Genomic DNA, 12,932 nt, shown 5'->3' with positions numbered 1-12,932 from the left:
CAGATGTCACAAGAACTCCATTAGTTTTATCTTCTTACTAGCTGTTCCTAACCTTATTAGGGGGTAAGACCCCCTATTCGCCAACAGCATCCTTTAAGAAGTCGGGGATCTGAGCCTCTCGGTGTTCCCAAATCAAATAGGATTGCTATAGCACCGACTTACTTAACGTGAAAGTGGCGGTTAGAAGCCGCATATAATATTTAATTAGAACATTCCCGACTCAATAGTAACTGCCCATTATTCAGTCGATATAGACCAATTGGTTCTATAATCGGATCGCCTTTTTTCCAGGGACGGGATGTAGTTTCTACACCTCTCACCTCACCAGTTGTGTAAGTAGAAACCGAAACGCCTGGACGATTAGGGGTCAAAGCACCAGAACCTGTGATGGTAAAAGAGTTTTCTTGTCGCTTGGTGCCGCGTGAAATGCAACTATTGGCGATGAGTGCATTGGTGTCGATGACTGGGGGTAATTCGGTAAAACTGTTTTGGATGGAACTCGTATCGGGTGCGTTAATGTTGATTACACCAGCAACGCCTTGTTCCGAACTTGCAGTAATATCACTTTTCTCAGTTGGTTTTGGGTGTGACTCAATACCGAAAATACCTTGAGAATTAATTTCAACCTTTCCACCGATTCCTGTGAAAGCATTGGCTGCGATCTCGCTGTTTTCTTCGGGGACGGCGACGATAAATTTTGAATCGATATTGATGTTACCACCATCGCCACCTAATTTTGCTGTACCTGCGGTGGTCGAAATTCCGCTGCCGCGACGCAATAGTAAGCGTTCGCTGGCAGTTAAATTAATATTTCCACCATCACCAGAGTTGGTTATTGCTGCAATAGCTGCTTGGTTGTCAAGTGTTGTGGAACCAGAATTAACATTAATATCTCCAGCTTTCCCTTGCCCAAAGCTGCTGGAACTGATTCCCCCGTTATTTAAAAATAAAGAATCTGCTGTCAGGTTAATATTACCTCCATTGCCTACACCTGTTGCATTAACTGTACTAAAAATACCGCTAAAAGAACCTGTGCTGCTAACACTGTCAATTAAAATGCGACCGCGTGCATCAATGGTAATATTGCCCCCATTACCTCTAGAAAAAGTACTAGCATTAACTATTCCACCATTGGTTAAAAATAAAGAACCTGTTGTCAGGTTAATATTGCCTCCTCTACCTTCAGCTTCACCTTCTAAGGTAGTAAAAACACCGCTTGAACTTCCATTACTGCCGACACCATCAATACCAATAGCATCATCAGCATTAATTATAATGTCACCTGCATTACCTTTACCGAGACTGCTAGCAGCAAGTAGTCCACCATTACTTAGTCTTAAAGAGTTGGTTTTTATTTGGATATCCCCACCTTTGCCAACACCTCCAGCGAACAAAGAACTAGAAATGCCAGTCGCCTTTTTACCACTAATACCATCGATAATTACAGCATTGCGCGTATCGATAAAGATATTACCACCATTACCTTGACCACTACTAAAAGCGGCGAGTCCACCACCATTTTTTAGAAATAATTCTCTGGCGTTGATGCGGATATCCCCAGCGTTCCCCACGCTATTGTTTGCTGCACTAGTGCCTACAGAAGCAAATAAACCATTTTCTCCACCATCCAAAGTTACTGTATCGCCGGCGTTGACGGTGATATTACCTCCGTTTCCCTGTCCATTTGTGGCTCCAGAAATGAATGCACCGTTGGTGACAGAAAGCGACCCTGTTGTAATTTCGATGTCACCTCCTTTACCTTCACCACTCACCAAGGAACTAGATAAATTACTAATAGCAATTTTGTCAAGACCAGAAGTTCCACCCTTGACGACACCATCAATTTTGACGGTATCACGAGCATTGATGGTAATATTTCCACCATTGCCTTTTCTTTCTAGATGTACAGAAGATATCGTACCGCCATTTGTTAAAAACAACGATCCTGTTTCAATTTGAATATTTCCGGCGTTACCATTGAATGTTAGTGTATTTGCACTACTAGACAAACCATTACCGCCAATTCCATCAAAAGTAATATTATTGCCAACATCAAGAAAGATGTTACCACCGTTTCCTTGTCCGCCGTTGATAGCATCTAGTCGTCCGCCACCTTTGAGTAGTAAATTACTTGCACTGATGCGAATATCACCACCATTACCTATCGCGTTTTTAACACCTTCAGTTGATACTAGACTACCAACTTTTTCCCTACCTCCAAAACCTGAAACTGTGACATTATCACGGGCATTAATAGTGATATTTCCTGCATTCCCTACTCCAGCAGTAGTGCCAGATATGTTGGCACCATTAGTAACAGAAAGTGATCCTGTGGTAACTTGAATGTTTCCTGCATTCCCGACACCTCCAATCAGTAAGTCGCTTTGCAAACCACTGGATTTATCGTAATCCAAGTCATTAAGATCAAACTTCCCCGCGTCGATGAAAACACCGTCTAGCTTGACATTATCAGAGGCTTCAATGGTAATATTTCCGGCATTACCTTGTCCTGATACATTTGTTGATATTTGACTACCGTTAGTTAACGAGAATGAACCTGTTTTCAGGTAAATATTTCCTCCGTTACCTACCCCCTCATTAAATACCTCACTACTAACATCACTATTATTATCGAAGACTATATTATCAAGGGCATTAATGCTGATATTTCCAGCATTTCCTTTGCCAAACATACTACTAGCAATAAACGCTCCATTAGTAGCTTTTAACGTACCTGTCGTGATTTCTATATTACCTGCATTACCTTCAATAATGGATTGCACATTATTAATAATCCTGCTAAATCTATTACCGTTATTACCATCTAACGAAATATTATTACGAGCATTAATGATGATACTACCAGAATTCCCTTTTCCGCTAGTGATACTTTGAATTTCCGAACCATCGTTTATTTCCAAGGATCTAGTATTAATAGTAACGTTTCCACCATTACCTATTGCACCCTCATCTACCAGGGAAAAAATTCCGTTAAGTTCCCCTGGTCTTGAGTTACGAAAACTGATATCACCTTGAGCATTGATATTGACATTTCCTCCATTGCCTTGTCCAAAGATACTAGCACTGATTCTTCCACCATCGCTTAACGTCAATGTCCCAGTTGTAATATTGATATCGCCAGCATTACCAAATGCTCTTTCTTGCACGACGTTAGAAATGAGGCTTTCATCTGTTAACGTTGTATCTCCTGTAGCATTAATAGTAATATCTCCACCTTTAGTATTGAGAGTACCTAAACCTATATCTATCCCCGCTCTGAGTATACTTTGCCCTGCTAAATTTACATTTCGAGCTTCAATTTTGATATTTCCGCCACCCGCACCACGAACATTAACTTCTGCACCATTACTCAACGAAATATCGGCACGTTGTACATTTTCTGGTATAGTTAAACCCAGATTATCACCTGCAATATTCAATCCCACATTTCCCGGTGCAGCCAAACCTGCTAACTCAACATTTCCGCCATAAGCGCGAACACTCCCGCCATCTATATTGATATTTCCACCAACGAGCAGCAAACTTTTACCATCACTAACTCGCAAACCCGTAACATCTTGTCCGATGAGATTAGTACCTGCGGGTGCTTGGGATTGATTGATAATTCCACCATAAGCTTGGATTTGATTAAACAGCAATACTGAAGGATTAATAGTCAACAATGCCGCTGCTTGGGGATTTGTGGCACTAAAAACACCTTGATTGCCAAACTGAATCCCGTTCGCAGTCGTCCCCACAAATGAACCTTGCACGTCTAAACTGGCATTTTTCCCAAAGACAATCCCATTGGGATTTATCAAGAATAAATTCGGGCTGGAATTACCAAATGTGCCCAGTCTACCCAAAATTTCGGAAGGGTTACTACCTGTCACCCGCGCTAAAATATTCTGAATATCTGCGCTAGGACTAAAAAAATAAGCCCCACGTCCCTCGCTGATATTAAATTCTTGAAAGCTGTGAAAAAGATTGATTTGGCGAGTTGCACCACCTGTAATTACTTCTATGGGTAGTCCCTGAAAGTTGCCTATAACTTGGGAGGACTCAGAGCCAAGTGTGTTATCAGGCACGATATTGCTTTGCTGTCCCTGGGTTTTGCTAGTTAGGAGACTTACACTTAAACAGCCCAGCAACCCTGCCAATCCGAACTGCAAACACCTGTGTAATCTGTAGTTTTTCGTCATCTGGTGCTATTTATCCGATTTGCTTAAGTATCTAACAGAACTGCAACTTTGGATCGTACATAAGCAAATATTTATTAATTATGCACTTTTCTGCAATGAGGCGATTGCATTCTCCAGGTATGAAACTGTACCCAAAACTTGCAGAAAAGGTGAATATGTTACATGAATCAGTCGGATATTGTGTAACTCATCAACATCATTAAGAATACTGCTCGTTAATTAAAGGCATTTTTGAAGTTTCAGTTTTGAAAAGCCGATTTAGTAGTGAGACGACTGTTAATAAGTTTCTTTAATGAACGTTTTAGACAGTTGGGGAATTATATAAATTTCATTGTCAAACATTTAACTAAACAAAAAAATATTGAACTAATTAACTGCAAGATTCAACAATTTATCGCTTTTTCAGTACAATATATTACATAAAAGAACTCATTTTAGGAGATAAATAAATTGAAACCAGTAACAATTATTAACTTTGGCTGGAGCAAAAGTAAGCATCGGGAAGGATTATCTTTAGATCAGATGCAAGCGTTTGATTTAATCCATGACTGGTATGGTTCTAACCCTGATATGCCATTTGTATTGCGCGGTTATGCAGGTACAGGAAAAACGTTTTTAGTACAGCGAGTAATTCAATCGTTTCAGGATTGCTTCAAAACACGAGACTTAGATAAAAATAAAAATGTTGGTTTAAGAGTTGCTTTGTGCGCTCCAACGCATAAAGCAAGACATGTATTGGACGCAATGGCTCAAGAGGCAGGTCTTACTGTACATATCTCAACTCTCCACAGCTTACTTCATGTTATGCCTGGAGGAGAATATGATGAAAATGGAAAGCAGCGACTTAAACCAAATACTTACTCTAGAGAGCCTTATTATCACGAATTTGACTTAGTAATAGTTGATGAAGCTTCCATGTTAGGGCAAGAACTTTTTAAGTTAATTCCTTCGCGGACTCCTACTATTTTTATGGGAGATCCAGCACAATTACCACCGATTGAAGATAATGTTGATTCTTCGCCAATCTTCCAGTTGCCTTTGGGAATGGAATTAACACAAGTCATGAGGTACGAGGGGGCAATCGCTACTTATGTAACTGCACTCCGCCAAAATTTAAACTCTCAATTTCCACCACGATTACAGAGTGAGGGAAATATTGAGAAAATGCAATTTGATACTTGGATAGCAGCAGCTATCGATGCTTATAAATTTTCTCGCTCCTCAGCCAAGATTTTGGCATGGACTAATAATCAAGTTAACAATCTGAATCAGCAAATTCGAGCTGCACTTTATCCGGGTGCTGAACCAATAGAGATTGGAGAAATTCTCTTTGCTAAAGAACCTATTTTCTTAAATGCCGACTCTGGGGAACAAAAAGAAATTTTTATGCATTCTTGTGCTGAATGCGAAGTAAGAGATTTTAAAGAATTCTCTGGTAGTAGGCATCATCTAGTGCATAGTCCGTTTAAAACTTATCGGATTGAAATCAAGAATGATCTGGGTAAGGAAGCATCCCTATCAATAATTCACCCTGATTCTTGGGATTTAATTAAATATGCAGTGAATAATGCCAAGAAAGAAATATTTCAGTTAGCTGCAAATCAAAGAAGCTATGCTTGGCGAGAGTATTACGAGTTTTTGGAGACTTACAATTTATTAGTGAAAGGCAGCTTAATGAATCGATTGCAATACGGTTATGCAATTACTGTACATCAATCTCAAGGGGGAACATTTACTAATTGCTTTGTTGATACATCAAATATTTTTGGCTGCCGAGATAATCTGATGCGGAATAAGTTATTGTATGTTGCTTATAGTCGGGCTTCGCAACAACTTTACTGCTATAGTAAGTGGTAAGATTAAATAATATTATCCCAATCCTGAATTAGCATGTATTCTCATGTCTAAACACCTCATTAGGAACGTGAGAATGTCTTTATTCCTTAAAAAGCAAAAGTTTTCACTAGGCTAATAGTAATCAAATTAACTATTACATTACTACGAAATATCAGAATCCCAATTTAAATCATTGGATTTATTTTTTGGAGCATCCACATGAAAGCGCTATCCGTTCGTCAGCCTTGGGCATGGGCAATAATTTATGCTCTTAAAAATATAGAAAACCGAGGCTGGCCCATTCATTATCGCGGCGACATTCTGATTCATACAGCCAAGACTTGTACTCAGAAAGAGTACCAGCTAGCGAGAGAATTTTGTCAAGGCATGGGGGTAGTAATCCCAGAGTTAATCTCTTTACGTCGCGGCCAAGTCACCAAACAACGGCAAGCTTTGAAGAAATTTTTAGCCGGGAATGCGCCAACACCACTGCTAATAGAGAGAGTTATGCTTACCCCTACTTGTAGAGATCGCGAAAATCTACCTAATGAGGAATTTTCCCGTGCTGTAAATTGCGTTAAGTTGCTCAAAATGAACTGATTTGTTGCTGTAATTAGATGGATACCAACTATGGGCCCCAACCGCCCTTCCACGAAACTAATGAAAACACCCCAGAAATGGGCGGTGGGTTGCCTGTAATTGAGTATTGGGCAAAGCATACACTGTCACCAGAGGGGCCACATCTTTGGAAAACCCTATTTCACAAGAGTGCTTGTCTATCCTGCTCCTGGGGGACTGGCGGACAAAAAGGTGGATTCACCAATGAAGCGGGTGAGAAACTGCAACGCTGTATGAAAAGTGTAGAAGCAATTTCAGCAGAAATCCAACCTCCGGTTCCAGTCCACTTCTTTGATTCCCACACAATTACTGACCTACAACAGCTATCCTCTCTAGAAGCGGATCGGTTGGGAAGACTCAGCTTCCCGGTGATTCTACGGGCAGGTAGTGAGCATTATCAGCGCATTTCTTGGGATGAAATTTATGCGCTCGCCAGGGCTGCCTTTGTTCAACCACCAGAGCGAGTTGCATCCTACAGCTCCGGGCGCGGCTCCAACGAAGCGGCATTTTTACTACAACTGCTACTGCGAACCCTGGGTTCCAATAATTTGGCAGATTGTTCAGATCTGTGCCATGCTCCTTCCACAACCGCACTCAAGGAGATGTTTGGCACTAACACTTCAATTGTCAGCCTGGAAAGCTTGAAGCAGGCAGATTGCGTAGTGTTAGCAGGCGCAAATTCCGCTTACAATCATCCACGTTTGATGAATGAGTTGATCAAACTGCGAGACAAAGGTGGCAAAGTGATTGTGATCAATCCCGTGATGGAAACTGGATTGGTAAAATTTGGCTCTCCGGCATTCCCAGTTAAATCTCTGATCCCTGGTTCTGACATTGCTTCATTATATCTTCAGCCGATTCCAGGTAGTGATGTGGCGCTGTTTGTGGGTATCCAGAAAGCGTTAATTGAACAGGGGTTTGTGCAGTACAACTTTTTGCAAGCACACACCCAAGGCTGGGAAGCAGTATTAGAACAGGCGCGATCGCTCTCCTGGGAAATTATCACGATTACCTGCGGCGTATCCAAAGTAGAAATTGAAGCAGCAGCAACCATTATCGGGACATCAAAAGGTGTAGTCTTTGGTTGGGCAATGGGAATTACGCAACATACAAATGGTGTCGATAACGTCTACAGCATCGCGAATACAGCATTAATCAGCGGTCAAATTGCCAAAATAGGAGCCGGAGTCATGCCTGTGCGGGGACATTCCAACGTGCAGGGCTTTGGCTCAATGGGTGTCACCGTAAAGCTCAAAGAAGAAATTAAGCAAGCGTTGGAGCAGTTGTTAGGGCGAACGCTCTCTCTACCCAAGGGTTATCACACTCGTGACCTCATCGAAGCGGCCCAAGCGGGCAAAGTGGATAGTCTCATCTGTGTAGGTGGTAATCTCTATGGTGCTAATCCTGACTCAGCACAGGCAAAACGGGCATTGGGTAACATCGACACCATCATCTATCTTGCTACTAAACCCAATATTGGGCACTTTCACGGATTGGCAAAAACGAACACAATCCTTATTCCCGTCCTCAACCGATTTGAAAACCCTCACAAAACCACCGTTGAATCGGGTAACAACTTTGTGCGCCTCAATGATGAAGGTAAAACTCACCTGAAGAATGCAGATTTAATTTCTGAAGTCGAGTTTTTAACTGAACTGGCACATCGCTTGCTTGGTGAGTATCCCGTCGAATGGCGCAAACTGCAAGATACTCGCTACGTGCGGCAACTGATTGCCACAACTATTCCCGGCTATGAAAAAATTGCGACGATTGACGACACCAGTGAAGAGTTCATCATCTCCGGGCGCATCGTCACTGAACCCCACTTCAAAACGCCGTCAGGCAAGGCAAAAATGTTGACTACCCCACTGCCGAATCTGGCTTTACCTCAACCTCAAGACTTTGGTATTGATGAAAGAGCAAATAGTCTCGTGCTGGCGTTAATGACTGGACGCAGCTATTCCCAACACAACACGGTGGTTTACAAAATCGATGATCAATACCGAGGAATGCCCCATCGCCACTGCATTTTGATGAATCGCATGGATGCAGAAAAGATTGGGTTAGCCGAACACGATCGCGTCACAGTACAGGGCGATGCCGACAAACTAGAGAACGTGGAAGTGATTTATGGTGCTGTGCGAGAAGGCGCAGGGTTAATGTTTTATCCCGAAGTGAATGTCATTTTTAAAGCCAGAACAGAAACACTTTCCGGTACCCCTGCTTACAAACGAGTGCCAGTGGTAGTGTACGGAAAGCCGCGATCAACTTGTTAAGTTGGAGCTAAAAGTTTTCAATGACTACAGGCTCAACTGGTTGGGCAATTTCAAAATTGAAAATTCGTGAATAAAAGTAAAGTTCTGCTGACAAAGAACGCTTAATGTTTGCGGCTTTGCGGAAACCATGTTCTTCACCCTCAAAAGCAACATAAGCCACAGGTACACCTTTTGTTCTTAGAGCTGTAACCATTGCTTCAGTTTGATTGGGCGGAACTACTCGATCTTCTAATCCCTGAAAAAAAATCATTGGGCAGGCTAGACGCTCACTAAAGTTAATTGGCGAACGCTGTTGATAAATCTGACGCTGTTGTGGATAAGGGCCAACCAGACGATCCAAGTACCGGGATTCAAACTTATGTGTGTCCCGAACTAAAGCTTCCAAATCACTGACACCAAAATAGCTGGCTCCTGCTTTAAAAGTATCTCGGAAAGTTAACGCACAAAGTGTTGTGTAACCACCTGCACTCCCGCCGGAAATGGTTAGACGAGCGCCGTCTACATCTCCCCGTGACACTAAGTAACGCGCACCGAAAACACAATCATCCACATCTACAATTCCCCAATTCCCAGAAAGCCGTTGCCGATACTCCCGCCCGTATCCTGTACTGCCACCATAATTTACATCCAAAACCGCTATTCCTCGGCTAGTCCAATACTGAATGCTAAAATTGAGGCTACTAGAAGTTGCTGCGGTGGGGCCACCGTGACTTTTGACAATCAAGGGCGGTTTTTCAGTCTCAGGAGCCGTATAGTCACGATTTAGAGGTGAGTAGAAAAGGGCGTATGCTGTTTTGCCATCAGATGTTTCGTACTCAATGGCTTCAGGTAAAGAAAGATAACCAGCATCAATAGTTACATCACTAGAACACCGTAGTACTTCTAGCTCTTTAGTTGTCAGATCCAAACGGACAATTGCTGCTAATTTAGTTGGCGAACTTCCACGAAAAACCACCTGGTTAGAGGTCGCGTGGAGAGAGCTAATATCTGTGTAGGGCGTATTTATTAGTTCTAAGTTAGATGTTAGTGTATCAAGGCTTGCTAAATACCAAATGCCTTGCTGGGTATAAGTACAAATAATCTGGTTAGCAGACCCAAAAGCATAAGTGGACATCCCAAAATTCCATTGCGGCTGACCAAATTCTGCTTCCATCTGAGTTAGCGCTTCTACATTTTCATCTTGCCAACGATATATATTCCACCAACCTGTACGGTCAGAAACAAAATACAACTTACCATCTGGCGACCACTGTGGCTGAAAAATAGACTCATCTAAATTCCCAGCAATTTTTTGAGTATTTCCCAAAGAACCATCTGCCTTTAATTCCCCAACCCATAGTTCAGTCCCATCCCAAGGCATATTAGGATGGTTCCAAGTCAGCCAAGCTAAACGTGAACCATCCGGGCTAAGGCGAGGCGAAGCATAAAAGTCATTTCCAGATACTAATAGTTGGATTTTATGATCTCCGTCTAGTTCCACGCCGACTAAACTATTACTCGCCTCCTTTGTCACATCTGTGTGATCTTCATATACACAAATAATTCGGTTGTTTTGACGATCAAAAACACCGTCTGCATAGCGTGTGGCAGCTTTTGGGGTGATGGCTTGCGGCTCTTGATCGCTCTGGTGACAATATAGGCGTTGATCAATAAAGTTGGAAAAGTAAACAGTGCCATTCACCACAAGAAAGGAACTGCCACCATATTCATGCACACGAGTACGCACATTGAAGCCACTAGGCGTGAGGGACTGGATTTTACCATCTGCATCCCGCCGCACTATGACATTTCTACCTGACTCTGATGGCCGTAACTCACTCCAGTAAATCTCTTCGCCACAGAGGGCAATTTGTCCCAACCCAATTGTACTTGCGGTAATTAGGTCTGTTGTTATAGGCGATCGCCAACATCCGTAAGACGCTACTTCTGCTTTGATCACGCTTTATTCTGCTCCCTGTTCCCAAGAATCATACGACGATATTCACTTTTCGCCCTAAGATAATCATTTTAGACCCGCTATGGTAATGTCTGGTGATCGAAGAACAGTAATTCCCCCAATAAACACCACTTAGGGATTTCCAAGAAATAAATTATGCAAATAAACGAACCACAGAGGCGCAGAGAACACAGAGGGAGGAGAAATACAGAGGTTTTTGCGTCAGTTTTGGAATATTTTTTTCTTTGGAAGTCCCTAAACTAAGCCCAATACAACACCCTTGACCTCAAGAGAACAATCGCAGGCTGTGGAGGGACGGTTGTAACAAGGGCGCATGATTGGCGATCGCTTACGTTGGCACACTTTCACAAAAATACTCTACTGAGTTATTCACATCAATAGAGTATATAATTTTACTATAATTATCTTTTACCAGCATTCAGTTTATACTTTAATAATTATTTATACCTCTATATAAATATTGCAAATCTTGCCTACAGTTTACGTGGCGTTTCCCTTGCGTCGGCACAGGCAAATTACAACCGAACACTAAAGAAAAACCTATGTTTCGACTAGGTGAGTTGGTCGAGTTTCGATTTTACGGTGATGGGCTATCGATTCGGATTGTCCAGGGCATTTTTAAGCTATGCAGGCAATAACTAAGGCTCTACTCCTTCATCAATCCAAGTATCAATTGCTGTTTTTACCTCTAATTCAGTCACAGCCGACCATTCTTTTTCGTTGATAGTTGTTTTAAATTCCGCTCTTTTACCGTGACCAACTTTTTCCATTGAGTGTCCGCGATACACATTTTTAGGCTTAATCATTTTTCTTTATCATCTTTATAGAATATTATAAACTGTTGCTCAATAATTTACAAGAATCATTATCACTAATAACGAGTTATTATGGATTATTTTGATGATTCATATATTAAATACTATTTGTTCAAATATTTATTAATAAGTAAGGTTAATTTAGAAATGTTTGCAATATATATTGTTTGGATAAAACTGGTGTTTAGCTTCTCTTGCTATGTAATGCTAGGCTGGTTATTTGCTTGGACAGCAGTTTGGGATGAGGCTTTACAGCAGGGCAGTGCCTTTACTTTATCCAGAGTTACTTTAATATTTTTGACTTTAACATTGACTCGCACTTTTGCTTGGAAAATTTTTGGCGTTATCAGTTGGGCTAAAACTTTAGGTTGGTGTTACATATTAAGCCACGGTGTAACTGGAATTTTACTTTTAGCTTTTAGTGGAGGAATAACGTTATATGTAGTTTTATTGGTAGTACTAAGTATCGCTTGGGCTGGTGCTTTTAGTTCCGTCGCAGTAAAAAATCAATTACTTCCATTTTTTAGTCAGTTGCACACTGTGCTAATTTTGAGACTTACCTTAATCTTTGGTTTAGGTTTAGGGATGTTAGCCCGTCTGAGCAATCCCTAAAAATTATCTTTAACTTTCGGTTATACTACCCAATAGCCAAAGGAGATTTTGGGCAGTTTAGGAATGTCTCAAAAGATTAATTAGCAGACGTGATAAGTCTTAATTAACCTGGTAGATAGTGCTGTTGACTGCTATTAACTTGGCGATTAAGAGAGACAGAATCAGCCGCAGATATACCAGAGAAATATCCGTCTTTTGAACCACACGATGGTAACGCCATTTGTTTAAATTTCACATTATTTAGATATACTTCTAACTCAGATTCTAGTTTTTCATAGAGCGCTTGCACGATAATGGCGGGTACTGCAACTGACTCAGTAGTTCCAGAAATCCCTTGATTTTTCTGTTGATCGCGATTCTCAAGAATCCTACTTACAAGTCTATTAGCAGCACCTAATTTAAAAGCATTTCTAAAAGCGCGATTGCCTTGAGCAAGTTTCGCCAGTCGTTCAATAGTTTGTTCAAGATACTCAAACTGAATCTGAGTAGAGACGATATTCACTTTTCGTCCTAAGATAATCATTAGACATCTCCAAAATAGTATCATTCTGTGATAAAAGAACATTAAAGAGTGATTTTGGTACAGGAGCATGAGCAATATACTGAATTACATTGA

General features: G+C 41.3%; 9 protein-coding genes. 5 read left to right on the top strand and 4 right to left on the bottom strand.

Annotated features, from left to right (window positions below; translation table 11 throughout):
- Positions 1–200 precede the first annotated feature (200 nt).
- Entirely contained in the window at positions 201–4,202 is a 4,002-nt protein-coding gene (locus tag V7K69_RS30145) for a beta strand repeat-containing protein (RefSeq protein WP_335041447.1), read from the bottom strand.
- A gap of 450 nt (positions 4,203–4,652) precedes the next feature.
- Between V7K69_RS30145 and V7K69_RS30140 the strand changes: the two genes are divergently transcribed.
- From V7K69_RS30140 to V7K69_RS30130, 3 genes are all read left to right on the top strand, one after another.
- Entirely contained in the window at positions 4,653–6,059 is a 1,407-nt protein-coding gene (locus tag V7K69_RS30140; RefSeq protein WP_335041445.1) for an ATP-dependent DNA helicase, read from the top strand.
- A 198-nt stretch (positions 6,060–6,257) separates the two neighbouring features.
- Positions 6,258–6,638 carry an ASCH domain-containing protein gene (locus V7K69_RS30135; protein ID WP_335041443.1) on the top strand — a complete coding sequence of 127 codons (381 nt, stop codon included), beginning with the start codon at positions 6,258–6,260 and terminating at the stop codon, positions 6,636–6,638.
- Positions 6,639–6,655: 17 nt separating this feature from the next.
- Entirely contained in the window at positions 6,656–8,932 is a 2,277-nt protein-coding gene (locus V7K69_RS30130; protein WP_335041441.1) for an FdhF/YdeP family oxidoreductase, read from the top strand.
- A 7-nt stretch (positions 8,933–8,939) separates the two neighbouring features.
- Here the strand turns inward: V7K69_RS30130 and V7K69_RS30125 are convergent, their stop codons facing one another.
- Positions 8,940–10,871, bottom strand: a complete 1,932-nt coding sequence (locus V7K69_RS30125; protein WP_335041439.1) for a S9 family peptidase — start codon at positions 10,869–10,871, stop codon at positions 8,940–8,942.
- 461 nt (positions 10,872–11,332) lie between these two features.
- On the opposite strand from V7K69_RS30125, the gene V7K69_RS30120 reads away from it, so the two are divergent.
- Entirely contained in the window at positions 11,333–11,527 is a 195-nt protein-coding gene (locus V7K69_RS30120; RefSeq protein ID WP_335041449.1) for a DUF1392 family protein, read from the top strand.
- Here the strand turns inward: V7K69_RS30120 and V7K69_RS30115 are convergent, their stop codons facing one another.
- Positions 11,528–11,695 carry a hypothetical protein gene (locus V7K69_RS30115; protein WP_190971617.1) on the bottom strand — a complete coding sequence of 56 codons (168 nt, stop codon included), beginning with the start codon at positions 11,693–11,695 and terminating at the stop codon, positions 11,528–11,530.
- 156 nt (positions 11,696–11,851) lie between these two features.
- On the opposite strand from V7K69_RS30115, the gene V7K69_RS30110 reads away from it, so the two are divergent.
- Positions 11,852–12,316, top strand: a complete 465-nt coding sequence (locus V7K69_RS30110; protein ID WP_335041435.1) for a hypothetical protein — start codon at positions 11,852–11,854, stop codon at positions 12,314–12,316.
- A 103-nt stretch (positions 12,317–12,419) separates the two neighbouring features.
- On the opposite strand, the gene V7K69_RS30105 is transcribed toward V7K69_RS30110, so the two are convergent.
- Complete coding sequence (locus tag V7K69_RS30105; protein WP_335041433.1) at positions 12,420–12,818, bottom strand: hypothetical protein; 399 nt, start codon at positions 12,816–12,818, stop codon at positions 12,420–12,422.
- Positions 12,819–12,932 lie beyond the last annotated feature (114 nt).

The organism is Nostoc sp., from assembly GCF_036917775.1.
In the GTDB taxonomy this organism is placed as follows: Bacteria; Cyanobacteriota; Cyanobacteriia; order Cyanobacteriales; family Nostocaceae; genus Nostoc.
This window is presented reverse-complemented; position numbering and strand designations above follow the sequence as displayed.

Bases quoted from the DNA above. Each gene is read 5' to 3' on its own strand.
- V7K69_RS30130 (WP_335041441.1), top strand. From the start codon at position 6,656: ATGGATACCAACTATGGGCCCCAACCGCCCTTCCACGAAACTAATGAA.
- V7K69_RS30115 (WP_190971617.1), bottom strand. From the start codon at position 11,695: ATGATTAAGCCTAAAAATGTGTATCGCGGACACTCAATGGAAAAAGTT.
- V7K69_RS30145 (WP_335041447.1), bottom strand. From the start codon at position 4,202: ATGACGAAAAACTACAGATTACACAGGTGTTTGCAGTTCGGATTGGCA.
- V7K69_RS30135 (WP_335041443.1), top strand. From the start codon at position 6,258: ATGAAAGCGCTATCCGTTCGTCAGCCTTGGGCATGGGCAATAATTTAT.
- V7K69_RS30110 (WP_335041435.1), top strand. From the start codon at position 11,852: ATGTTTGCAATATATATTGTTTGGATAAAACTGGTGTTTAGCTTCTCT.